The organism is Fodinibius salinus, from assembly GCF_008124865.1.
Lineage (GTDB): Bacteria > Bacteroidota > Rhodothermia > Balneolales > Balneolaceae > Fodinibius > Fodinibius salinus.
In genome coordinates this window covers 291876-313892 of record NZ_VNHY01000002.1, presented here as the reverse complement: position 1 = coordinate 313892, position 22017 = coordinate 291876, and the positions used below count along the sequence as shown (strand labels likewise).

General features: G+C 48.5%; 27 protein-coding genes. 1 reads left to right on the top strand and 26 read right to left on the bottom strand.

Annotation, left to right across the window (positions count from 1 at the left end; all coding sequences use genetic code 11):
• Positions 1-11: 11 nt before the first annotated feature.
• From LX73_RS06260 to LX73_RS06230, 7 genes are all read right to left on the bottom strand, one after another.
• The gene (locus tag LX73_RS06260) at positions 12-353 is read right to left on the bottom strand and encodes a P-II family nitrogen regulator (protein WP_170245602.1); all 342 of its coding nucleotides are present in this window, start codon (positions 351-353) and stop codon (positions 12-14) included.
• Positions 354-366: 13 nt separating this feature from the next.
• Positions 367-2433, bottom strand: coding sequence for a heavy metal translocating P-type ATPase (locus LX73_RS06255; protein WP_148898633.1), 2067 nt, complete (start codon positions 2431-2433; stop codon positions 367-369).
• 261 nt (positions 2434-2694) lie between these two features.
• On the bottom strand, positions 2695-4560 hold the full coding sequence (locus LX73_RS06250; protein ID WP_148898632.1) for a heavy metal translocating P-type ATPase: 1866 nt from the start codon (positions 4558-4560) through the stop codon (positions 2695-2697).
• 3 nt (positions 4561-4563) lie between these two features.
• Positions 4564-4932: a SpoIIAA family protein gene (locus tag LX73_RS06245; protein ID WP_148898631.1), complete on the bottom strand. Its 369-nt coding sequence runs from the start codon at positions 4930-4932 to the stop codon at positions 4564-4566.
• A 184-nt stretch (positions 4933-5116) separates the two neighbouring features.
• Positions 5117-5485 (bottom strand): KH domain-containing protein, encoded by a 369-nt coding sequence (locus LX73_RS06240; protein WP_148898630.1) that lies wholly within the window; start codon positions 5483-5485, stop codon positions 5117-5119.
• A 25-nt stretch (positions 5486-5510) separates the two neighbouring features.
• Entirely contained in the window at positions 5511-5960 is a 450-nt protein-coding gene (locus LX73_RS06235; protein ID WP_211359374.1) for a DUF6789 family protein, read from the bottom strand.
• Positions 5961-6053: 93 nt separating this feature from the next.
• Complete coding sequence (locus LX73_RS06230; RefSeq protein WP_148898629.1) at positions 6054-6386, bottom strand: YnfA family protein; 333 nt, start codon at positions 6384-6386, stop codon at positions 6054-6056.
• A gap of 63 nt (positions 6387-6449) precedes the next feature.
• Between LX73_RS06230 and LX73_RS06225 the strand changes: the two genes are divergently transcribed.
• On the top strand, positions 6450-6800 hold the full coding sequence (locus LX73_RS06225) for an ArsR/SmtB family transcription factor (protein WP_148898628.1): 351 nt from the start codon (positions 6450-6452) through the stop codon (positions 6798-6800).
• A gap of 216 nt (positions 6801-7016) precedes the next feature.
• Here the strand turns inward: LX73_RS06225 and LX73_RS06220 are convergent, their stop codons facing one another.
• The 19 genes from LX73_RS06220 to LX73_RS06130 all read right to left on the bottom strand — a co-directional run bounded on the left by LX73_RS06220 (position 7017) and on the right by LX73_RS06130 (position 22005).
• Entirely contained in the window at positions 7017-7583 is a 567-nt protein-coding gene (locus LX73_RS06220; protein ID WP_148898627.1) for a helix-turn-helix domain-containing protein, read from the bottom strand.
• A gap of 79 nt (positions 7584-7662) precedes the next feature.
• Complete coding sequence (locus LX73_RS06215) at positions 7663-7983, bottom strand: P-II family nitrogen regulator (RefSeq protein ID WP_148898626.1); 321 nt, start codon at positions 7981-7983, stop codon at positions 7663-7665.
• Positions 7984-8045: 62 nt separating this feature from the next.
• Positions 8046-11150: an efflux RND transporter permease subunit gene (locus tag LX73_RS06210; protein ID WP_148898625.1), complete on the bottom strand. Its 3105-nt coding sequence runs from the start codon at positions 11148-11150 to the stop codon at positions 8046-8048.
• Positions 11151-11187: 37 nt separating this feature from the next.
• On the bottom strand, positions 11188-12405 hold the full coding sequence (locus tag LX73_RS06205) for an efflux RND transporter periplasmic adaptor subunit (RefSeq protein ID WP_148898624.1): 1218 nt from the start codon (positions 12403-12405) through the stop codon (positions 11188-11190).
• A gap of 28 nt (positions 12406-12433) precedes the next feature.
• Positions 12434-13801: a TolC family protein gene (locus LX73_RS06200; protein WP_148898623.1), complete on the bottom strand. Its 1368-nt coding sequence runs from the start codon at positions 13799-13801 to the stop codon at positions 12434-12436.
• Between the two features lie 118 nt (positions 13802-13919).
• Positions 13920-14390: a hypothetical protein gene (locus LX73_RS06195; protein WP_148898622.1), complete on the bottom strand. Its 471-nt coding sequence runs from the start codon at positions 14388-14390 to the stop codon at positions 13920-13922.
• A 109-nt stretch (positions 14391-14499) separates the two neighbouring features.
• Positions 14500-14865: a hypothetical protein gene (locus LX73_RS06190; RefSeq protein WP_148898621.1), complete on the bottom strand. Its 366-nt coding sequence runs from the start codon at positions 14863-14865 to the stop codon at positions 14500-14502.
• Positions 14862-15326, bottom strand: a complete 465-nt coding sequence (locus tag LX73_RS06185; RefSeq protein WP_148898620.1) for a hypothetical protein — start codon at positions 15324-15326, stop codon at positions 14862-14864. The genes LX73_RS06190 and LX73_RS06185 overlap by 4 nt, the downstream gene beginning before the upstream one ends.
• Positions 15298-15657 (bottom strand): hypothetical protein, encoded by a 360-nt coding sequence (locus LX73_RS06180; protein WP_148898619.1) that lies wholly within the window; start codon positions 15655-15657, stop codon positions 15298-15300. Before LX73_RS06180 ends, LX73_RS06185 begins: the two co-directional genes overlap by 29 nt.
• Positions 15654-16031 carry a hypothetical protein gene (locus tag LX73_RS06175; protein ID WP_246138178.1) on the bottom strand — a complete coding sequence of 126 codons (378 nt, stop codon included), beginning with the start codon at positions 16029-16031 and terminating at the stop codon, positions 15654-15656. The genes LX73_RS06180 and LX73_RS06175 overlap by 4 nt, the downstream gene beginning before the upstream one ends.
• Before the next feature lie 157 nt (positions 16032-16188).
• Positions 16189-16437, bottom strand: coding sequence for a hypothetical protein (locus LX73_RS06170; protein ID WP_148898617.1), 249 nt, complete (start codon positions 16435-16437; stop codon positions 16189-16191).
• A 27-nt stretch (positions 16438-16464) separates the two neighbouring features.
• A complete protein-coding gene (locus LX73_RS06165; RefSeq protein WP_148898616.1) occupies positions 16465-16911 on the bottom strand; it encodes a hypothetical protein in 447 nt (148 codons plus the stop codon).
• Positions 16908-17468: a transglycosylase SLT domain-containing protein gene (locus LX73_RS06160; RefSeq protein WP_148898615.1), complete on the bottom strand. Its 561-nt coding sequence runs from the start codon at positions 17466-17468 to the stop codon at positions 16908-16910. Before LX73_RS06160 ends, LX73_RS06165 begins: the two co-directional genes overlap by 4 nt.
• Positions 17468-18919 carry a glycosyltransferase family protein gene (locus LX73_RS06155; protein WP_148898614.1) on the bottom strand — a complete coding sequence of 484 codons (1452 nt, stop codon included), beginning with the start codon at positions 18917-18919 and terminating at the stop codon, positions 17468-17470. Before LX73_RS06155 ends, LX73_RS06160 begins: the two co-directional genes overlap by 1 nt.
• 4 nt (positions 18920-18923) lie before the next feature.
• The gene (locus LX73_RS06150) at positions 18924-19475 is read right to left on the bottom strand and encodes a hypothetical protein (RefSeq protein WP_148898613.1); all 552 of its coding nucleotides are present in this window, start codon (positions 19473-19475) and stop codon (positions 18924-18926) included.
• A gap of 4 nt (positions 19476-19479) precedes the next feature.
• Positions 19480-19899: a hypothetical protein gene (locus LX73_RS06145; RefSeq protein ID WP_148898612.1), complete on the bottom strand. Its 420-nt coding sequence runs from the start codon at positions 19897-19899 to the stop codon at positions 19480-19482.
• Positions 19900-19903: 4 nt separating this feature from the next.
• Positions 19904-20683 (bottom strand): hypothetical protein, encoded by a 780-nt coding sequence (locus LX73_RS06140; RefSeq protein WP_148898611.1) that lies wholly within the window; start codon positions 20681-20683, stop codon positions 19904-19906.
• A 73-nt stretch (positions 20684-20756) separates the two neighbouring features.
• Positions 20757-21377 carry a hypothetical protein gene (locus tag LX73_RS06135; protein WP_148898610.1) on the bottom strand — a complete coding sequence of 207 codons (621 nt, stop codon included), beginning with the start codon at positions 21375-21377 and terminating at the stop codon, positions 20757-20759.
• A gap of 106 nt (positions 21378-21483) precedes the next feature.
• Positions 21484-22005, bottom strand: a complete 522-nt coding sequence (locus LX73_RS06130) for a hypothetical protein (RefSeq protein WP_148898609.1) — start codon at positions 22003-22005, stop codon at positions 21484-21486.
• Positions 22006-22017: the final 12 nt, after the last annotated feature.

Sequence of the window (22017 nt, the reverse complement as noted above, 5' to 3'; positions counted from 1 at the left end):
GAGCATGGGGTTTATTTGAGAACAGAAGCTCCTTCTTCTCCGTCTCGTATTCTTGTCACCTTTTCTATGGGGCAAACAAAGACAATACCGTCTCCTTTGTGACCTGTTTTCCCATGTTCTGTAATAATGTCGATAACAGGATTTACATCTTCCGATTCCACTGCAATTTCAATTTTTACTACATGAGTATGCATGGCAGGGAAGTTCAGGGAACCATGCTGATGGTCAGGATCACTGTACCGGCCGGTTCCTTCGCCTTCAAAAACAGTCATACAACAATACCCTTCGTTACGCAGCGCCCTATAGACATCTTCCAGGAGCTTTGGTCGGATATAAGCTTTGACAAGTTTCATAATAACTTCGGATTTAGCGTTCAATTTTAAGGAAACGCGCATTGATAGCCACAATTACCGTACTTAGTGACATCAGGACAGCACCCATGGCGGGGCTCAAAATAATCCCGTAGGTATACAAGACGCCAGCGGCTAGTGGTATTGCAAAAGCGTTGTATCCCGTCGCCCACCACAGGTTTTGCACCATTTTCTTATAGGTAGCTTTTGCCAGCCCAATCAGGGAAGCCACATCTTTGGGGTTGCTCTGAGTCAGGATAATATCTCCTGTCTCTACAGCTACATCTGAACCAGCCCCAATGGCAATACCCACGTCAGCCTGGGCAAGAGCGGGAGCATCGTTGACCCCGTCGCCGGTCATGGCTACTTTGAGCCCGCGCCCCTGCACCTCTTTGACTTTGGCCGCTTTCTCTTCCGGAAGGACCTCAGCAAAGAAATCATCCAGTCCCAGCTCTTTGGCTACATAAGCGGCGGTTTGCTTGTTATCCCCGGTAAGCATGATGCACTGTATACCCATTGACTGCAGGCTTTGGATGGCCTTCTTTGAATCTTCCCTGATACTGTCACCCAGGGCAATAGCTCCCTGCAGCTGGTCGTCAATCATTACAAATACCACGGTTTTACCCTGTCCTGAAAGCTGTTCGTACTGCTGTGTCGGAAGTTCAATGTTGTTTTCGCGCAGGTATCCCGGACTTACCACTTTAATCTGTTTGCCATCTACACGGCCTTCAATACCTTTGCCGGTGATTGAATTAAACTCTTCTACTTTCATCAGGCCGTCGGTAGCTTTTACAATGCCTGTGGCGATAGGATGCTCGGAGTTTTGTTCCAGCGATGCCGCCAGTTTGAGAAGTTCATCTTTATCCTCATATCCGTTAAATGTTATTATATCGGTTACACCAAATTCCCCGTGCGTGAGCGTACCTGTTTTGTCAAAGATAATAGCCCCAAGGTTTCGGGCCTCCTCAAAAGCGGTACGGTTACGAATTAGGAATCCGTTTTGGGCGGCCAGACTGGTGGAAACGGCTACAACTAGAGGTACGGCCAATCCCAATGCGTGTGGACAGGCGATAACCATTACGGTGACCGTGCGCTCCAAGGCGAACACAAAGTCTTCAGTGGTAAAGAAAGTCCATGCAAAGAAGGTGAGGGCACCGGCTCCCAATGCCACAATCGTGAGCCAGAATGCGGCTCTGTTGGCCAAGTCCTGTGTTCGGGATTTACTTTCTTGTGCCTGCCGTACCAGATTGATCACCTGTGAGAGAAACGAATCTTCGCCGGTCCGGTTTACTTCTATGGTCAGTGATCCTTCGCCGTTGATGGAGCCGCCTATAACTTCATCCCCCTGCTTTTTGGATACCGGTTTGGATTCGCCTGTCATCAGTGATTCATTGACCGAGCTTTTTCCATCAAGAACTAAACCATCAGCTGGGATCTTTTCGCCCGGCTTGACCAGTACCTTGATTCCTTTTTGCAATTCTTCAAGTGGAACATCTTTCGTTGATCCGTCATCCTGTACGATATGCGCTTCCGAGGGCATGAGTTTAGCTAGTTCCTCCAGGGCCCGGGAAGCACTCATCACGGATTTCATTTCGATGTAATGGCCAATCAGCATGATATCGACCAGTGTAGCAAGCTCCCAGAAAAAGACCTGTCCTTCGACGGCAAAGACTACCAATGTGCTATACACATATGCGGCTGTAATGGCGATGCCGATCAGGGTCATCATTCCCGGCTGGCGATCTTTCAGCTCATCGTAGAGACCTTTCAGGAACGGCCAGCCGCCATAAAAGAACACGATGCTTGATAAAACAAAGGATATATAGCTGTCTCCGGCAAATCTCAGCGTATCTCCCAGTCCCAAGAATTCCTGTATCATAGGTGACAGGATCAGAACAGGGATCGTAAGTGCAATGGAGATCCAGAACCGCTTCAGGAAATCCTTGGCCATTTGGGCATGATGGGCAGCATGTCCGCCGGAGTGGGAATGTTCTTTGTGGTTGTGATCTTTATGATCGTGATTATGCTGATGCTCTTTATTGTGAGCATCAGCGTGACCAGTATGTTTGTGAGAATGTTCCATAATACCATCCTTGAGCTTTTTTTTATGATAACCAAATAAGTACGTAGCTTTGGCTTTCAGGTATTATAGGGAAGAGAGGCTTAAATTAAGCTTAAAAAGCTTGGTTTTTTAGTATTAAAAAGGTGTTGGAATTAGCCATATCAAAAAATCTTAGCTTAATATTTAACATCAAGATCTTTTTTACATAGAAGTCACAAGACACGAATTTGACTGGTTGGCTACTTCTTTCTTAGAATCACTCTTGCTGGATAACGGAAACGCTCAATCGGAATATTTATGCTGTATGCGGATGGCATTGGCAATAGCCAACAGTGCTACTCCCACATCTGCAAAAATAGCTTCCCACATAGTAGCCATGCCAAAGGTAGCAAGCACCATCACCAAGACTTTAATCCCTAACGCAAAACCAATGTTTTGCCATACAATGCGGTGCGTAAAATTAGCGATGTCAATAGCCAGTGGTATCTTGGAAGGCTGGTCGGTTTGAATAACCACATCGGCTGTTTCAACGGTAGCATCCGACCCAATGCCGCCCATGGCTATGCCAATGTCAGCCAGCGTAATGACCGGAGCATCATTGACGCCATCTCCGATAAACCCGACGGTTTTGGATGGGTTTAGTGCTTGTTCGACGTGACGGTATTTTTCATCAGGCAACAGGCTTCCAAACGCCCGATCCAGTCCGAGTTTACGAGATACATGATCGACCACTTCCTGATTGTCCCCGGAAAGCATTACAATTTCGTTGACTCCATGTTCTCGAAGGCCTTCTATAGCTTGTTTACTATCCTCTTTAATCTGGTCGGCAATACTAATCGTACCAACATGGGTGCCATCCTCGGCCACATGCACATAGGTATAGGGATCATCAATGGTGGTATCAGAAATGTTGATACCATGTTGTTCTAATAGGTCACCGTTTCCGACGACTACCGTTTTTCCATTAACGGTGCCCTTCAATCCCTTGCCGGATATTTCCTGCTGATTTTCTACGGTATGTAACGGGTGTCCATTGGTACGGTTAAGGATTGCTTTTGCTATCGGATGGGTGGAGTCTTGTTCTAGGCAAGCGGCCAAGGCAAGCAATTCATCTTGGCTATATCCATTTACGGGATGAATTTCGCGAACCTCAAAGCTGCCTTCCGTCATCGTACCTGTTTTGTCCATGAACAGGGTTTTCATCTTTCGCAGCTGATCGAGGAAATCCGAACCTTTGAGCAGAATGCCGTTTCGGGAGGCTGCCCCAATCCCGCCGAAATAGCCAAGCGGAATAGAAATGACTAACCCACACGGACATGAGACGACAAGGAAAATAAGGGCTCGGTAAAACCAATCCTGGAAGACATAGTTTTCCACCACTAAATAAGGGACGAACGTAAGAGCTACCGCCAACCAAACGACGATGGGGGTATAGATGCTGGCAACCCTCGTCATAAACCGTTGCGTTGGGGCTTTTCGCTTGGAGGCCTCCTGAACCATAGTTAAAATGTTGGATAGCTTGGTATCCTCATAGCCGCTGGTCACTTTAATACGGACAGGTCGGTCCTTATTGATTGAACCGGCCCATACTTCTTCGCCGGACTCTCGACTCATGGGTTTTGACTCACCAGTCAGGGCTGCCGTATTAAAAGAGGCGTTTTCGGTAATAAGTTCACCATCCAAGGGCACTTTTCCCCCGGGTTTTACCTGAATAATTTCACCAGTTTCAATCTCGGAGGGATGGACGTTTTCCGTTGTCCCATTGCGTTCTACCGTAGCCGTATCCGGTTGTTGATCTATCAGGGTTTTGATGGATTGTTTAGCCCGGTTTACTGCTCCCCCCTGTGCGTATTCGCCTACCATGTAAAAGAGCATTACGGCTACGCCTTCGGCATATTCGCCAATGGCAAAAGCACCAACAGTGGCAATGCCCATCAGAAAAAACTCGCTAAATATGGTCCCTCTTTTTATCGATTTAAGCGCTTTTATCCACACCGGTCCACCCACAACGATGTATGAAAACCCGTACAGTGGCAAATAGACATACGGCTGATTGGTAAACGAAAATCCGTACTCAACAATTAAGGCCGCTACTAAAAACAGGGCGCTTGCAATAGCCTCTTTATATTTTTTTATAAATGTCATCATTAATTAATTATGATTTTGTTTGAGCCACTCCCATGCGCTCCCGGCTTGGTCAATGGGAAAGAATTGCATCTCTTCTTTTGTGATCGGATCTACGAGGCGGGTACCCCACTCTTGCCATTTCTTTTCACCAATGACGGCAATGCGATCAAAATATCCGATATATTCGGTATCAATCTGCAGGTCTTTCCAAAATGCTGCGGTATCCTGCCATCCATTGAAATCTTCAAGAATCATGACTAAATGAGGATCATCACATGCAGTCGCAAACTTATTTAGGGCCGGTTCAAGGTCATTAAGGTCTTCTTTTGAAAGTTCACCGGATGCTTTGATGGCAAGAATATCGTCATCAGTATGAGTATTTACTTCAATCATATTACTCCGTGTTTTTTTCTACTTTCAATTTCTATTCCTAAAATAAGCGGCGATCATTCGCAGTTCTTGCATCTTTTTGTGAATCTTGTGCAAAATTATGCGGAACTATAATGATGTTGTGAGAAGGCTAAAAAAAGGGGGCCCGATACTACCGAGAACCCCTGGAGTATTAAACTGATAACCATTACTGAGTGGTATTGTCAGGAAGTTCCCAAGAGTTATTGTTACTAATATCAAGCTGAGGAATAACATTCTGCTTTATATATTCCTTCACTTCTTCATTGCCTGTGAGTTTCAGCCAGATGGGACCGCCATCAGGAGTTACCACCAGCGTGAATGTAAAGAATGGACAACATTGACGCTCCCGGGCTATAAATGCTCCCGCCTTTTCGATGATTCCAGTTCCAGTAGGAAGGCGAAACCCGTAGCCATCAGATAATTCTTGCCATTCTTCAACCGATGTAAAAACCTTTTCTGCATTGGTTTTATGCGTTGCTCTCTCATTATCGTTAATTGCTGTTAAGTCGCAAGCCAAAGGTTGGTTGTGAGACATAGCGTGTTCGTAATTTATTTAGGATTTAAACATTGGTAAGTCGCTTGAGGCCCCAGCCCAGTGTGCCGCCGTAAATCAGGTGTAGCACAAGCGTGGCAACGGCTATTTTCGGGGTGATGGCAGACCCGAAAGCGCCCCATCCAAGCAGTGGAAGAACGATAAGCTCCATGATAAACCACAGCATCACACCCCATCCTAGGCCGTGCCAAATATTCCCTTGGGCCTTCATCCAGTTGAACAGAACCGCTCCCCAGAATGCTCCATATCCAAAGTGGGTGATGATAGCAAATCCCATGATCAGTGGTTGCGGCAAATCACCTATTATTCCTTTGGCAATAGCTACTGGAATAGGTTCGGGGATGGGACTCATGCCTGTGGCCATGCCAGTCAGCATAATTAGAGACATAACCAGCGTTCCCAGCAGGCCGTATCCAATCCCCTTTTTCGTAAACTTATTTTTCAGAAGTGAGCTCATAGCAATACTATTTTATTGTTTATAAATTATTAAACAATAAAACATATAAGGTTCTCTGGCACTAATCAAATTCTGTAGACGGATGTTTACCCATTAGCCTCCTCTTGGCCAGTACATCATAATAATAACACCTATTAAGGCGAATAGAGCACCCACAAGATCATAGGTGTCGGGTTTGATGCCGTCCACCTTCCATCCCCAAAGCATTGAAAGAATGATAAATACACCGCCATAGGCGGCATAGACTCGTCCAAAGTTTGCTGGTTGCAAAGTGGGAATAAAGCCGTATAGAGCCAGCACGACCATCCCGGATAGTCCGTACATCCAGCTTTTGCTGTCTCTGAGCCAGATCCACACAAGATAGCCGCCCCCGATTTCAAGCAAGCCTGCGAGAATGAAGTAGAAGATGGATTTTAGATAGACCATTTCTTATTGTTTAAGTAATTTAAAACTGTTAAACTTGTAGGTAAGGATAATCAATTTACTGCTATGAGCCAATCACTTGACGTTGCTTTTAAGGCACTGGGCCATCCCAAACGACTTGCAATTCTAAAACGGTTAATCCGTCGCGTGCATACCTGTTGCGTGGTAAATAAGGAAGAAGATTGTTGCCTGGAGGAACCGACCTGTGACTTTGGAGCCCTAAAAGAGGATCTGGGAATTTCAAAGTCATCACTTTCCCTTCACCTAAAGGAACTGCGCCATGCAGGTTTGGTGGAAAAAATTAAAAATGGTCGGAAGGTGGCCCTGCAGGTCAATCCTGAACGATTGGAAGAGCTTAAAAAGTTTTTTGACGTATCGATTGATCAACAAACACGAGAATGGATGAAACAGCGTTAGATTATTGTTCGCAGCAATCTTGTTCATCCTTTTGAATAGGTGAGCAATACACATTACCAAAAGAACAAAATACCCAACAATACCCCTTTATTAGATTTTACCATGTTTCTACAACTGGGTATTCCCAAAAATACTGGCAGGAAACCATAAGCATAGTTTTGGTTGCATTTTCTCCACATTCGGGACAGGCAATCGTTAATATTAATTATCCCTTAATCATAATTGGTCAATTGAATTTCGCTTATTCTCCTTGATCTCTTTAAAATGGGAGGGCGCAAGTCCGGTTTCTTTTTTGAATTGTCTGGAGAAATGTTGCTGGCTGCTGTAATCAAGCTCCAAGGCGATTTGGCTGAGCGTTTTTTCATCATAGACGATAAGCTCTTTGGCACGCTCAATCTTTTGCAAGATAAAATAACGCTCAATAGATTTGCCCTCCACGGCCGAAAACAGGCGACTCAACCGCTGGTAATCTTTGTGGATCTTTTTTGATAGATAATCTGAAAGATTTTGTTCGAGTGATTGCGCCGATCGTACCTGCTGTATAATAAGCTGTTTGACCTGTTCAACAATGCGGCTGTTTTCATCATCGATAAGATCAAAACCGTTGTCACGAACTATTGTTGCCAATCGATGATATTCCTTGTCGCCGATGGGGCCTGCAAGGTGTAGCTCGCCAAGCTCAATTTTTTGCACATTGAATCCAGCTTCGGTCAGTTTATGCTCCAGTACTTCAGCACAATGGCTACAGACCATGTTTTTGATATGAAAGTGTTTGATATTCATAACTAATAAGGTATATAAATTAGAAGATTGCCGCTACTGTCATGCAGCGACAACCTCAGGGATTGTCATGGCACATCGGTTATCGTATGACATCATCGTCGGTTCCCCCGGTTCGAATTTTTACGGCTTTTTCTACACTGGAAACAAAGATCTTTCCATCCCCATAATTGCCTGTATGGGCTTTTTCAACGATTACCGAGATAATTTCTTCTACTCGTTCTGAGGGCACGACGGTTTCCAACTTAACGCGCTTCACAAGCTGAGCAGTCTCTTTTTCTTCGGCATGGCCCCAGCCTCGGACATCACTAAGCGTAATGCCGGGGGCATTCTCAAGATTTTCAAGAGCATCAATGACATAATCAATCATATTTGATCGAATAAAAGCTTTGATTTCTTTCATAAATATAAAGTTTTAAGAATCCTCCAAGGGATCATAACCCTTGGAGGATTGGTTATTAACATTTACAGTTCAGCGTGTGTGACCGGTTCGGCAAACCACTTATAGATGGTTGGTAGTACTACCAGCGTAAGTAGCGTGGAGGTAAACAGGCCACCGACCACCACGGCCGCCAACGGGCGCTGCACGTTGGAGCCGATATCATTGGCCAGCAGTAGGGGAAGCAGCCCGAGACCAGTGGTCAAGGCCGTCATCAGTACGGGACGCAATCGCAAGAGCGAAGCCTGTACAACCGATTTCTCAGTAGACATGCCTTCCTCCCGCAGCTGATTGATATAAGATACAATGACCAGCCCGTTGAGTACCGCAATACCAAATATGGCAATAAAGCCCACCGCTGCCGGTACTGACAGGTACAGTCCGGATATCCAGAGGGCAAAGATCCCTCCGATAGTGGCAAACGGAATGTTTAGAAAGATCAAAACGGCATAGCGCCAGCTTCCAAAGGTGGAAAACAGCATAAAGAAGATCAGTCCCAGGGTAATGGGAACCACCACCATAAGCCGGTTCATGGCTCGCTGCTGGTTCTCAAATTGTCCACCGTATTCGGTAAAGTATCCGGCCGGCAGATCTACTTGCTGGTCTACTTTTTGTCGGATCTCATTAACGACGCTTCCCATATCTCTACCTCGAACATTAAGCTGCACGTAGGTTCGTCGGTTCGCTTTATTTCGGGAAATCTGCTTGGGACCGGTAAAGACCTCCACATCTGCGATCTGAGAGAGTGGAACAAGGGATCCTTTAGCGGTACGGACAGGCAACTCCCGAACTTGTTCTATCCGTTTGCGCTGGTTTTCCTGCAGGCGCACAAAGATATCAAAGCGGCGAATGCCCTCAAATACCTGGCCGGCTACCGAGCCTCCGATGCCGGTTTCTACGGTATTCAGAAAGTCATCGATACTGATGCCCAGTCGTGCCAGCTGCTCACGATCAGGGCGCACCAGAATTTGCGGTTTGCCGCCCTGCTGTTGAGCACGGACATCCACCGCTCCTTCTACGCTTTTGGCAACCTCGGCGATCTCTTGGGCCTTTTGAGCCAGAGTATCCAAGTCATCACCATAGAGACTGGCTACCACTTGGGCGCGGACGCCGCTGAGTAGCTCATCGGTACGAAGCTGGATAGGCTGGGAAAAGTTGGAAGCCACGCCCGGCAGGTCTTCTTGCAGTTTTTGGGCCATGGCCGACTGCAGCTCTTCATAGCTTCGTCCGGCGTCCCATTCATCGAGCGGTTTTAGGTTCACAACATTGAACACCACATTCACCGGCTCGGGATCGCCGCCTACTTCGGCACGGCCCACGCGGGAATAGACTCCCTTCACTTCGGGGAAAGTCTGCATCGACTCCTGAATACGTTTTGTGTATTCCTTGGTGGTGGGCAGATTAGCGCCCGGAGGAAGCACAGAGCGTACGGCAAACGTACCTTCTCGTAATGTTGGCTGAAATTCAGTTCCCAGGAATGGAAACACGGCCATGCTCACGGCAAACAGTAGCAAAGCTCCGCCAAAGACCATTTTGGGGAATTTCGTGGCTTTTTCAATAAGCGGACGGCTGAATCCTTTCACCTTACGTACCAACCACGGCTCTTTGTCCATGCCTTTATCCGGCAGAATAAAACTGGAAATGACCGGGATATAGGTCAAGGCCAGAAAGATAGCCCCAGCTAGCGCAAAAGTAATAGTATAGGCCAGTGGCTTAAACATTTTGCCCTCGACGCCTTCCAGTGAAAAGAGCGGAATAAATACAATGATGATAATGCTTGTAGCAAAAATTACGGGACGGATAACTTCCCGAGCAGACTCACCCACCACCCGCACAAGGGATACGTTCTCGGTATCCCGTTCTTCCAGCAGGCGATAGGTATTTTCCACGATCACGGTGGCACTGTCCCCAATCATCCCGATACTGATTGCCAGTCCCCCCAAACTCATTAAGTTCGCCGAAATGCCCATGAGCTTCATTCCGATAAAGGCAATCAAAAATGCTATGGGAACAGTGGATATTATGATGAGCGTCGAGCGAAGGTCCCCCATAAAGAAGTAGAGGATGACCAGCACGAGAATAGCCCCGATATACAAAGCATTGCTAACCGTACCCACGGCTTTACTGACAAGCTGACCCTGTGAGTAAAAGGGTTTCATAATCATACCATCGGGCAGTGCCTTGTTGATCGCATCAATCTTTTGATCTACTTGGGCCAGCAGATCTTGGGTATTGGTGCCAATGAGCTTTAACACAAAGCCGCCGACCGATTCTTCCTGATCTTTGATAAGGGTACCCCGTTTAATTTCGGAGCCGAATTCCACCTTGGCCACATCCTTGACGTAAATGGGCGTACCACCAGAGTTTTTGACAATGATATTTCGAATATCCTGAAGGCCTTCTTTGTCGGGCTTAATCCAACCATAACCCCGAACGAGATACTCTTCGCCTCCTCGTTCAAGAAAAGAAGCGCCCACATTGCGATTGTTGCTGTTGATGGCTTTCTCCAAATCTTCCAGCGTAAGCCCACGTGAAATCAGAGCGTTCATATCGGCATTGACCTGAAACTGGCGAACATCTCCGCCGAGGGAGAGCACGCCGGTAACGCCAGGCACCGTTCGCAGCTGGGGCTTTACAATCCAGTCTTGCGCCGTACGAAGCTCCATCAGGGAGTGGTCGGCGGTATCGGTGTTGGTTACTTCGTACATCATGATCGTCCCAAGTCCCGTGGTGATGGGCCCCAGTTGGGGTTGTCCCAGCCCATCAGGGATAGACTCTCTGGCTTTGGAGAGTCGTTCCATGACCAGCCGTCGGGCAAAGTAGATGTCGGTACCATCCTCGAAGTAAACATTTACACGCGAAAGTCCGAATATAGAAGTACTCTGCACACGATCCAGCTTGGGTAGCCCGTACATTGAAATCTCGATGGGATAGCTGATTTGCGTTTCCACATCCACCGGTGAAAGACCGGGGCTGGAGGTAAATACCTGCACCATGGTGGGCGATACGTCCGGAAAAGAGTCAATTGGGACATCCTCAAAAGAGAAATATCCATAAACGCCCACGGCCGCCACCAAAATGAGGATCGTCAAACGATTCTTTAATACCTTGTCTATAATCTGTTGAAGCATAATGCAATCATCTAAAATTTCTTATTGAAGAGAGCGGTTAATGTCCGTGCGACGCGCTGCGTCCTTGGGCCGTAAGGGCGGATTTCAGATCAAAGGCTCCTGCGATAACGGCTTGCTGGCCGGGTTTCAGCCCCGAAGCAATTTCCACATAGCCCTCATTTTCACTGCCCAGCATGACCTCGACAGGCTTATAACTGCGATCTTCTTTGCCGGGGACAAACACCACTTGCTCATTCTCGATGGTTTGTACAGCATCAATGGGAAGCATGGCAACGTTACGTTCTTTCCCTGTTGAAATCCGAGCGGTGCCGAACATTCCCGCCCGTAGCTTCCGATTTGGGTTTTCAACAACCGCGCGGACCGGCATGGTGCGTGTCTGTTTTTCAAGGCTATAAGAGACCCAGTCCGTCTTTCCCTCAAAGGTTTCTCCAGGGATACTTCGGACTGAGAGGCTTACGCTTTGTCCTTTGTCCAGATACCGGATATCCTGCTCGTAGGCATCGATCATGACCCACATTTTGGAGAGATTCGTTACATGGATGGGGGTTTCACTGGGACTAATAGTTTGTCCGGGCGAAATATCCCGCTCCTGGATCACCCCATTGAGTGGACTCGTTAGGTAAAAGTGGGACAGGGGTTTATCACTGCCCGCTTCGATCTGTTGAACATCTTTTTTACTTAGACCATAAAGACGCAGTGATTCGGCTGCTGCATTAAAAGAAGCCTTTGCTTCCTGGTAATGGGCTTCGGCTTGCAACATTTCGGCACGACTCGATATCTCCTGTTCATAAAGAGATTCCTCCCGTTCATAATGTGCCTTTTCAGCTTTTAACTCAGTTCGAAGTCGAATGTATTCGGCCTTTGCTTTGCCCAGCCCTACACTGCTCATGAGAGCAATCGGTTCGTCTTTTTCGACCTGGTCTCCCAAGTCTTTTATGACTTTCACAACCTTAGCCTCAATGCGCGGACCTACCTTGGCAATTTGATCCAGATCGTATCCAACGCTCGCTGGACGTGAAATAGTCGAGGAAGCATTTCCCTCGGATAACGTTTCTACCTTGATACCCAGGTTTTTTTCCTGCTGCTCGGTAAGATGCACTTCCCGGACATGTTGTTCGGCTTGTTCATTATGTTGCGATTCTTGTTGATGCTGTTCGGTTTGCGTATTGGCTTGAGGATCTGATTCAGATCCACAAGCTGTTAAGAGACTTCCCAAAAGAAGTCCGGTGAGTGATAGTACTGTTAGTTTATTCATGACTGGTGATTCCATATTCGTTCAAAAATTAGTTTCCTGAAATTTCAGAGAGAGACGTACCGATGAGTCGTTCAACATCGGCTACGGCCCGGTTGTATTCGGCCAAAGCCTGGATGTACCGGGTGCGGGTCGAAAACAGCGTGCGCTGAGCATCCAGCACTTCCAGGTAATCGAACTTGCCTTGCCGATAGCCCGTTTGGGCCGCCTCGAAAGCCGTTTTGGCTCCCGGTAATACCTGCTTCTGCAGCTGATTGACCTCGTGGGCAGCGGCATTGAGCTTGTTGTATGCCGTTTGTAGGGCTTTATAGGTTTGAGAAACAGCGGATTCACGCTGGGTTTCCACGCGGCTCAGCTCATATTTAGCCGCCCTGATATTTCCCTGATTGCGATCAAAGAAAGGTAGTGGAATAGACACGCCGACAATAGCAGCACTCGCACTCAAATCTTCTGCACGCTTGTATCCTCCGCTTACAGTGATGTCAGGAATGCCTTTCGCTTGTGCCAGATCAAGGGCTGATTCCCGTTGCTGCAATTCGGTAGCCCACCGCGCGACATCCGGATTCCGCTGGATATACTCCTGCACCTTGACGTACTTGGGAATATCAGCAGGCATGCTCAGCTGCCCTTTTAGCTGTTGAAATTGCGGCTGTTGGCTCCCCCAGTAAGAGGCCAGCGAGCTACGAGCAGATTCCCATTGGTTGCGGGCATTTTCCATATCAATTTTTGCGCGGGAAAGCTCAACCTGTGCTTTGGTCTGTGCCAGCTTGGAAACTTTTCCGGCCTCTACTTGGGCAGCTATAGAGTTGTACAGGTTTTGGGCTACATCGACCAGCTCTTTTTGCTGTTGCCACTGGCGTTGGGCTTCCAGCGCTGAGATATAGGCTTTGGTAACACTGGTGAGCACGTCCAGCCGTTGGGCTTCGTAATCCCAGCCGGCCAGTTCCTTATTGGCACCTGCCAACCGTTTTTGTTTAAGGCGGTCGGCCCCCAGTAGAATTTTTTGGCCGAGCTTGACGGTCACTTCTCGGCCATCGTAGCCTTCAAACGGACCCGTACCACCGAAGTTTTCCATTTCGGCATTGAGCTGCGGATTGGGAAGCAACGAAGCCTGAATGCGTTCGGCTTCTTTTACCCGCACTTGCCAACCGAAGCTTTGCAGTCGGGGATTTTCGAGCAGGGCTTTGGACAGCGCGTCCGAGAAGGTCAGCGTATCCGAAATCGTAACCTTGTTTGCTGTGTCCTGCGAATTAACATTTTTGTTTAAGGCAAGAGAGGACTCATATGTTTTCTCTCCTAACGTGCTTTTTGATGGTGGTTCAATAATGGTTTGTTCGCTGGCACAACCGGCAGCAAGCACGAGCATGCCGAGGGCCAGTACGGTCTTTAAAATGTTCATGTATTCCAGCCAATTTTTGCTGTTATGGAGTGGCAAGCAGAGCCGGCAGGATATAATTTATCCGTACCTAATTACTTTGCTTGCAATGAAGTAACGATATGAAAAGGGCTGGAACTACTTAGTTGTAGAGAATGCGGACAACAGTTTTGAGCGAAGCTGTTATGGTATCCTCAATCAAGGGAGGCGTGTAAGAAGCAAGTTGAAACACCCGTGATTGCGGGAGGTTTTCAACCTTGCTGTATAAAATTCCTTCAAGAAAGTTGAGCGTGCGTTCCTGATCGAAGCGCGTTGTTTGTTGTTCCTTAGAACAGATCAAAGATAATGATACATCATGATGGCTATCTTCTGCCGCATCAAAGGTAGGTTCTTCATGATCGTGCTGATCTTCGGCATGAATGATATCTTCCGAAGGGACGGTGAAGATGGAACCAACCTCTGATTCGATATTGACCTGTCCATCTTCTTCAAAGCAATAGACGAGACTGTCAACAAATCCATGGATGCTAAAAAAATGCAGTCCAAACAGGAAAAGAAGGGCAAAGGTGATGCCCTTCAGGCTTTTCTTATATGTGGATTGGATCTGATGCATTTGGAAATCTTTTAAATCAAGCCCAAAGATAGGGAATAGCTGGGAGGGAAAAAAGCAAAGAGGCAGTCTTTATTAGTTGAGACTGCCTCTTTAAAAAAAGTATATATGCTTATCCAAATAGTTTATTAAAAACTTTCCGAATAAATCCTCCCATACGAATTAGTACCCTCCCACCAAATTGGTCAATTATAATTCGCAACTCATGCAGAAACAGATCCAACAATCGCTCTTTTTCTTTGGGAGAGAGCTTACTTCCTTGTTCACTCTTAGGATCGGAGTATTGCCCGTACAATCGAAGAATATCTTGGGCTTTCTCAAACAGGCTACGGATTTGAACTGAGGCTGACAAGGCTATCATGCCCAAGATAACCGCGCCAATTTCGGCCAGGTTGTTTGGAGCCAACAGACCTGATAGCCAATCAGCAGGGATTAGAATCAATGCGGTAGTGAATAAAAAAGATAGAAATGTTATCATTGTTTTTTCTTTGATTTATGGGGTTTGTATTGGGAAATATCATCGGCTTCGATTTTGAGATCAGAGTAATCATCATCAAACAAGGAGTTTCCAGGAATCTTGTGACTTTGATTCTTCTGTATCTGCTTCAGCCACTTTTGTCCTAACCCTTTAGCCTGCTTATTTGATAACCCATCCCCCTTCCCTTGGAGTAGATCATCTACAGGATTGGTCTGTGAGGCCCCCGATGATATAGCGACCATCCCGTAGAGGTAGCCGATCAATTCTAGGATGGAAAGAATGAGCAGCAGGGTGGTATCAATACCAGAGGCAGATAGCCTGCCGGTTGACAAAAGTCCAGATATGGTCAGGCTTGCGATCCCGCTTTTTACAATTCCCCTGCCTTTTTCAGGGGTTTTGCTTTTAAAAAGCCCAATTAAGGTGGGAACAGCCTTAATTATCGGAGTTAGTATCTTGAGCATCAGTCGTGTCTTTTGGGGTTGGGGATTTAAATCGGCCAGTCCGACGGGGTATGATTTCAAATTCGATGGATCGAATTCGCTGGTTATGATCTTCGAAGCGTTCGTCCGTTTGCTGGACATGGGTTTCCAGGCTCTTTTCCAACCGGTGAAGGTTGTCAGCTTGTACTTTCACTTTTTCATTGATGCCAATCATCAGCTCATACCACTTCTTTATTTCAGCAGTCTGATTATTGATCGAATCGTAAATGCCGGTCAAAAACAGGCAGATAATCGTGGTGACAATCAGCTCCTTATACTTGTGAAAAAAGCCATTCGTTTTTGAGTTGCTCATGCCCCGTACCTCCTGATCGCTTCATCCAGCGTAATGGATTGCTTGTTCGATTTGCAATAAAAGTGGCCACTGGTAAGCGACTGGTAATAATACTGGCCGTTAATTCGGAGCCACCGCAGTGGGCGCCGGGACCGGTCGTTTCCGGACCATCCGTCCACATGCAGGCCAATGGCCGGTACTCTGATGCCTTCCTTATTGGTGTATTTCCAATCAAAGTACAAGCCCACACCTCGGAATCCCCAGGTTGTGGCAAGCAGCCAGTGCTGGAGGGCGGACGGTTGGCTGGACAGCCACCGGTCAAATAGCAGCACATCAAAGGCCAGGCCGCGGCCATGGGATTTTGGATCTCCTTTGCGCCAAGCAGAAGAAATCATGGTGGGGAGCCCGTGCCAGCTGCGCCAGGTCAGAAAGGATCGCAAGAAACCGGTATCCATGCGACTTAAGGTGCCGGGACCTTGAATTTCAAGCTCGGGGATCGAAAAGTGATTGCCGTAGCTGTCGAGAAGGGCCAAATAATCGTTACTGTTCATATTAGTTTCCTCTTGTGGCTAAGGTGAGAAGGAGGATGAGCGCTATCCCGCCAGCCACTTTGTAGCTGGTTGGTATTTCGCCATTGATGTATTTCTTGGCTTCACTGATAAGATCTTTTTGCGTTTCGGGGGCTTTGTCTTCTCCCAGTCCCCCGCTGCAGCCGCATCCGGACTGGCTAACACTGGGTCCACCCGAAAGCCCGTTGCCGGTGCATCCACATGGTTGTTCGTTTACAAAAGAGGTTTCCATATTATTTCACCTTAATGTTTTGAGTTATTAAAAGAGGATTTTCCAAAGAAGCAGGCCGCCTGCGATCCCACCTGTTGCCATAGCCGCATGGGTTTTGGTTACCTGTACCCCACCTATGCTAAAAGTGCCTGCTAGGATATCGTTGCTGGAATTGGGCTGATTGCTCACAGGTTTATTGGTGTGTTTAGGTTTGGAGGTCGGCTGCGACTTTTGAGTAGAGGTTTTCTTAACGTTGTTGATATTTAGTTTTGGAGGAGCAGGCACTGGATTTTTGTCAATAACCGGCCGGGGTAAAAGAACAGGCTTTGGTTTTGGGATAGGTCGTGGCCGTACTCGTGGTCTAACTTCTCGGCCTCGGTTGCGCGGCATAGGTTCATCCAGGACTGGGCGAAGCATTGTGGCTCGCGACGGCATCCGTCCCAATCCTTGTGCTTCATTGGACTGGTCGTAGATATAATGTGATTCGGTTTTCATGGGAGTTGGGTAGTCATATAGTTATAAGTTGCAAAGGCGATAGCGGCTATAGGAAGGACATAAATTGACATGCTGGTTGCTTTGGAGAGGCCGAGTAGCTGGTCGATGAGCTGTTTCCGCCCCACCACGTCTTCGCTGTAATCACCGCCGGTGGTGACGGAATCCGGGGGCAATCCAGCATAGATAGCGGTCTGCACTTTATTGGGGCCGGCATTATAGGAGGCTATGGCCCGGGTGGTATTTCCATTGAACTCCCGGAGCAGTTTTGCCAGGTATTCGGCTCCATAATCAATATTGGCTTGGTGATCCAGTGGGCTATGGCGACCCGTAAATCCGGGATGATATCGCCGGTCAATCTGCATGATGCCTATCCCGTTACCATGATCTCCGGTTCCGTCTGCTGACAGAGCTAGCCCCATGCGACTTTCGCGGGAAGCAACCGCCAGCAACAGGGCAAGGGGGACGCCATATCGCTTGGAGGCTTCGGAGAAATATCCCATCAGGCCACGAATCCGTGCGTACGTAAGCTCGGCCGATATCGAAAAAGAGCTGGTCATTAGACTACCATCTTAATCTTGTAGTTGACCTTTCGCATCTGTCCGGCCATGATGGTAAACTGGTCAGCAGGTGCCAGGGCCCGGCGGGCTACCAGTTTTGGCACCCACTCGTCATAATCGTCTCCACGGTTGGCGTAGATACCAACTTCTTTGATAGTGATGTCGGTAGCGCCCCGATTTTCAAACACACGCCCCAGATTGAAATACGCCTCATTATTGGCCTCATCAATGGTCACCTGGTCATCGATGATCATCCCGTGATGGATGAGCTCCCCGTCTCCGCTGCCATGAGTGATGCCTCCGAGGCTGTAGGGCGTTTCTTGCGTGGCGTCCGGAGACAGGTCGGCGTCCGTCATCGAGACAAATTTGTTGCTTTGGCCCAACCGGAGTCCCATGTGCCAGCCTTTGTTTACTTCTGACGCCCGCCGCTCCAAAGAGGTCATCGAGGTGCCCCCACCGGCGATACACATCAGGTCCCGCCAGTTGGTGTTGGTGTTTTCGACCGCTTGTCGCCGGAGAGCACCCACAAATTCAGCGGTGAATCCGCCATTGGAACCGTTGAGGTCGGTATCCTGGTTGAAGTTTTCCAGCTCAAACCGGCACTCATAGTCCAAGGTCAACGTTTTGCCATTGGGCAGATTCAGGGCCGCCGGCAGCACGTCCCGGGCATAGAGGGTGGCAATGGTGTTAATTTCGTGTCGGTTGACATTAATGTGGGTCATCAGGCCCATTTCGGTAATGGCCAAGTCACCACCAGAGTCATTCGTGAATGGAGCAGACACGGTAAAGACGCTTTTTTGCTGGTCGGTTACGACGCCGGAAACAGATCGGGCTCCCCGAGCCAGCAGCGCGTCGATGGGATTGTGCAGGCCCACATCAGATATGCTTACGGGGCGGCTGCCTTGCCCGATGGTCGGTAGGATAACACGAAAAGGAGGACAGTAGCTTTCGGTGGTCGTAATGGGATGATAGTGCTTGGCAATGACTTGCGCCTCGTCGGCGACATAAGTTGCCGGATCGAAATTGGTTGGCGCGTCTTTCAGACGGATATAATAGTCGCCATAGGCAGCTTCAACCTGCCAGGTGCCATTGATCTGCGGGACCGAGCTGCATCCCCAGATATGTACCCACACCGGTTTTTCGCCGTTGGGGTTCACGCCATGCATGCCATTGAAAATATACTCCAGGTAGTACTGACTGTATATTTCCAGCGCCCCATCGACAATATGCAGAGAGGTGATTTTCCCATCCTGCACGTAATCGTCGCCAGGACTAATCAGGCGGTCGGTTTTGCCGCCGTGCATCATTCCGTGGACGTCGCGCAGGAGGTTGCCCACGAACGACTCGCAGTGCATTCGAAACAGGTGCTCCCCGTCAATGCTAATGTTACAAAACAGATCCATTCCAGATTTCGGGGTACCAATAGAGAGGGTTTGATTGATGGTATTCATACGGTCAAGAGATAATGGTAATGGGGTTGGTGGTGGCATTGCTGCTGGTGGCTCCCGTCAGCTCCGACAGGTTATTATCTGTTGATAGTCCACTTGTGATGGATTGCGAGGTCGCTTCCGGCTGGTGATCGGCTCGGGTATCCGTCATTGGTGTGCAAAGTAGATTTCCTTCTTCGCCCTCGATGGGTTGTAGGTCCAAGATGACCTGGCCAATCGGAGACTGGGTAGCCTGCTGGACATCATCGGGCGTAATGACAGAATAAATTCTGGATTGGCCGATCTGTCCCCCTGCGGTTTTGGATCGAACCCGGAAGTAGTGCCGGGCATCAAGGTATGTAATTGGGAAATAGAGCGTATGGTAGCGCACCATCTCCGAAGGCTCGCGGTGGTACTCGGGAGTGGTAGCCAGGTTATCTGGATCCAGTCCCCAATCCATCTGGGAAGAGGCCTTCCTGCCGGTCGCCCATGACACCTGGATGGAACCGTCGACCAGCATGCCGCTGACGACCCGCATTTTAAATCCTTCGCTAAACTCTTTGCCGGTGATTTCGCTCATAGGGCTATTGGGACCAGAAGATTTCGGTTACGAGAGCTTTGGATGTTTCCAGTGCTCCGGAGTCTTCATCCCACAGGCCCATCATCCCGCCTTTATAGAGTTCTTTAAACTGGCGCTCATCCATATGCAGGGTTTCGCCGGGTTTGAGCTTAAAGGTGTAATACCGCCCATTGATGCGAGCCTCGTCCAGTGCGATCATAAATTCGCCGTCACTGCTGTTATGGATGATGACGCCCAGCCGCGTGGGGTTTCCATTTACCAGTTTTACAGGACTCGTCCCCTGCTTGAGGACGGGTGATATGGAGGTCCCAATGCGACCGGCTGGGCCGATGCCAATGGATGTAGAGGGAGCCTGTAGTTGCTCCAGCAGCGCATCTATTTTCCCGGTAAGCTCGCAAAGCGATTGAATGAGGCTGTTCCACATGGGGCTATACCTCCAGTGGATTAGCGTCGGATGTTTCAACCACATAAGCTTCACACAGAAAACTTACGTTTGCCTGGGAAGAACCTTTATTAGTGGCATAGACCTGGAACGGCATATTCGAGCCAATGATAAATGGGACGTTGGCATAGAACTGGCCGAACTCGTCGTTAAGTTGCTCCAGATAAACCTCATTGCGGATAGTCGTATTATAGATCTTCAGGCTGGCGGTGATATCGCCCGGACGGTCGCTGCTCATGGCCAATCGGCGGGCTTCTACGTCAATGCTTTTCGCTTTGACGCCCATGTCAATATTGACAGCGCCCGGATTTATGGTAGCCTGCCCGTAGAGAAAGCGCGGCTGAGGCATAGGGCTGCCAATGTCCTGGTAGATACTAAGTAGCTTTGCCATGCTGAAATGATCATAGCCGATGAGCTGGATGTTGACCGTTTGGCCAGCGCTGTGGGTGTTAGACAGCTCAAAGACCAGACTGTTACTCTTCTGAATAATGAACGGAGCAAGCAGACCATCGATGCGCTGGAACAGCCGGTGTACTACAGAAAGCTGCAGGTCGCGGAACAGGTACAGGTCTTCATTTAGCCGAGCGGAAACGAGTACCTTGTCCATGTGGGAGCTGTAGGGCAGTATTTTTCGGACGCCGAAACTTTCTCCGCCCATGCCATTCATCGAAAGGTGGCCGCTGGCACCGGCAGGAATGTCAATCGATTTGGCCGGATTAAAAGGCGTAGACTCGGTTGGAGGAATAAAATTCTTTACTATTTTCATAATGATGTAGGCAAGCGTTTGAGCAATTAATAAAGCCGGCAACGGCCAGGAGCCGCTGCCGGTTGGGTGGGGGTTACTTCTCGGGCTTCATTTCAGCAACGACAATGCTGGCTTGCAGGTAGAGCAGGCCTTGGCCGGAAGTTGTCCAGTTCTCCTCACTCGGGAATACCGAGGAATCCTCGAAATGAACCGAGAGCGAGAGGGTCTGGTTGACGGCAAGATCAAAAGGATCCGCCAGGCGGTATTCGGCGGCCGACCGCAGGCAGGCAACATCTTTGTATATGACAGGAGCATCGACTGTGTTGGCCGTTCCGGCTACTGTTTGGATATCGGTGCCCGAAAAGTTGGAGTGCTTGGCGATGGGCACGCGCAGGAACTCCTTATTGTCGTTGTCAGCCTGCAAGATCACACCGGCATCTTTTAGGGAGTTGACAATGGCCTGGGCGTCGATACCATTAGCCTCGTCATCCTCGATAAACTGTTTGGTAACCTCGAAGGAAAGAGCCAGGATGCGCCGCTTCAGTTCACCGGGAAAAGGATTGCCCACGTAATTGTTGCGGGTAATTTTCCGGGTGGAGTTCGGCGGAAAGAAATTTAGAACCGCCCCGTTTTGTTCTACTTTCTGCGTATCAAAATAGGTTTTGATGCGGGCGCTGGCGGGTACAATTGCTTTTTTTGAAATTTGGGTACTCATAGGTCGTAAATGTTATAGGGGTTTTTAGGTAGGGCCATTAGGCCGTTAGCTTATTCCCGTAAGCAGTCCCCTGTTCAGCGTGAGCTATGAGTAGAGAAACTCGTAGTTAGACTTCCACGGTCTCCTCAAATGTGGTTTCAAGTTGAGAAACATGTCCGGTTCCGTCGGGCAATGGGATCTGAGGCGCAACGGTAGCCGGTAGGTCCTCCTCGTTCCACAGATATTCACTTCCTTCCATGAGTCCTTGCGAGGGGGTCCAGTCGGGCATAATGAACTTGATCAGTTCCATGACGCCTTGTACGCCTAGTCCCATTGCGAGACCGCGAAGGTGTGAGTTTTTGGAAAACATGGTGAAGACCATGCCTAAGGTGAGGGGCAGGCCGACGCGGGCCGCTTGCTGGACGGTAGCCGAGGTGCCGCCTAAAATAGCGGGAACGGCCAGCCCATTCAGCTGCGCACCAATTGCCTGGCCGCCCACAATGTATCCGGCAGTGATAAGCTGCTGCTTAAATTCGCTGACAGCTTTTTCGGTTGTTAGTTGTTTTGCCATAGTTGCAGGTTTTGGAGTTGTTGGGTTTTCGATTACATCCAAGTGTGTTGGATTTTTTGCAAATATTCGTTGGGTCATAAGTCGGTTGGA

Coding starts and splice junctions, on each gene's coding strand:
- LX73_RS06260 (WP_170245602.1), bottom strand. CDS start 353: ATGAAACTTGTCAAAGCTTATATCCGACCAAAGCTCCTGGAAGATGTC.
- LX73_RS06255 (WP_148898633.1), bottom strand. CDS start 2,433: ATGGAACATTCTCACAAACATACTGGTCACGCTGATGCTCACAATAAA.
- LX73_RS06250 (WP_148898632.1), bottom strand. CDS start 4,560: ATGATGACATTTATAAAAAAATATAAAGAGGCTATTGCAAGCGCCCTG.
- LX73_RS06245 (WP_148898631.1), bottom strand. CDS start 4,932: ATGATTGAAGTAAATACTCATACTGATGACGATATTCTTGCCATCAAA.
- LX73_RS06240 (WP_148898630.1), bottom strand. CDS start 5,485: ATGTCTCACAACCAACCTTTGGCTTGCGACTTAACAGCAATTAACGAT.
- LX73_RS06235 (WP_211359374.1), bottom strand. CDS start 5,960: ATGAGCTCACTTCTGAAAAATAAGTTTACGAAAAAGGGGATTGGATAC.
- LX73_RS06230 (WP_148898629.1), bottom strand. CDS start 6,386: ATGGTCTATCTAAAATCCATCTTCTACTTCATTCTCGCAGGCTTGCTT.
- LX73_RS06225 (WP_148898628.1), top strand. CDS start 6,450: ATGAGCCAATCACTTGACGTTGCTTTTAAGGCACTGGGCCATCCCAAA.
- LX73_RS06220 (WP_148898627.1), bottom strand. CDS start 7,583: ATGAATATCAAACACTTTCATATCAAAAACATGGTCTGTAGCCATTGT.
- LX73_RS06215 (WP_148898626.1), bottom strand. CDS start 7,983: ATGAAAGAAATCAAAGCTTTTATTCGATCAAATATGATTGATTATGTC.
- LX73_RS06210 (WP_148898625.1), bottom strand. CDS start 11,150: ATGCTTCAACAGATTATAGACAAGGTATTAAAGAATCGTTTGACGATC.
- LX73_RS06205 (WP_148898624.1), bottom strand. CDS start 12,405: ATGAATAAACTAACAGTACTATCACTCACCGGACTTCTTTTGGGAAGT.
- LX73_RS06200 (WP_148898623.1), bottom strand. CDS start 13,801: ATGAACATTTTAAAGACCGTACTGGCCCTCGGCATGCTCGTGCTTGCT.
- LX73_RS06195 (WP_148898622.1), bottom strand. CDS start 14,390: ATGCATCAGATCCAATCCACATATAAGAAAAGCCTGAAGGGCATCACC.
- LX73_RS06190 (WP_148898621.1), bottom strand. CDS start 14,865: ATGATAACATTTCTATCTTTTTTATTCACTACCGCATTGATTCTAATC.
- LX73_RS06185 (WP_148898620.1), bottom strand. CDS start 15,326: ATGCTCAAGATACTAACTCCGATAATTAAGGCTGTTCCCACCTTAATT.
- LX73_RS06180 (WP_148898619.1), bottom strand. CDS start 15,657: ATGAGCAACTCAAAAACGAATGGCTTTTTTCACAAGTATAAGGAGCTG.
- LX73_RS06175 (WP_246138178.1), bottom strand. CDS start 16,031: ATGATTTCTTCTGCTTGGCGCAAAGGAGATCCAAAATCCCATGGCCGC.
- LX73_RS06170 (WP_148898617.1), bottom strand. CDS start 16,437: ATGGAAACCTCTTTTGTAAACGAACAACCATGTGGATGCACCGGCAAC.
- LX73_RS06165 (WP_148898616.1), bottom strand. CDS start 16,911: ATGAAAACCGAATCACATTATATCTACGACCAGTCCAATGAAGCACAA.
- LX73_RS06160 (WP_148898615.1), bottom strand. CDS start 17,468: ATGACCAGCTCTTTTTCGATATCGGCCGAGCTTACGTACGCACGGATT.
- LX73_RS06155 (WP_148898614.1), bottom strand. CDS start 18,919: ATGAATACCATCAATCAAACCCTCTCTATTGGTACCCCGAAATCTGGA.
- LX73_RS06150 (WP_148898613.1), bottom strand. CDS start 19,475: ATGAGCGAAATCACCGGCAAAGAGTTTAGCGAAGGATTTAAAATGCGG.
- LX73_RS06145 (WP_148898612.1), bottom strand. CDS start 19,899: ATGTGGAACAGCCTCATTCAATCGCTTTGCGAGCTTACCGGGAAAATA.
- LX73_RS06140 (WP_148898611.1), bottom strand. CDS start 20,683: ATGAAAATAGTAAAGAATTTTATTCCTCCAACCGAGTCTACGCCTTTT.
- LX73_RS06135 (WP_148898610.1), bottom strand. CDS start 21,377: ATGAGTACCCAAATTTCAAAAAAAGCAATTGTACCCGCCAGCGCCCGC.
- LX73_RS06130 (WP_148898609.1), bottom strand. CDS start 22,005: ATGACCCAACGAATATTTGCAAAAAATCCAACACACTTGGATGTAATC.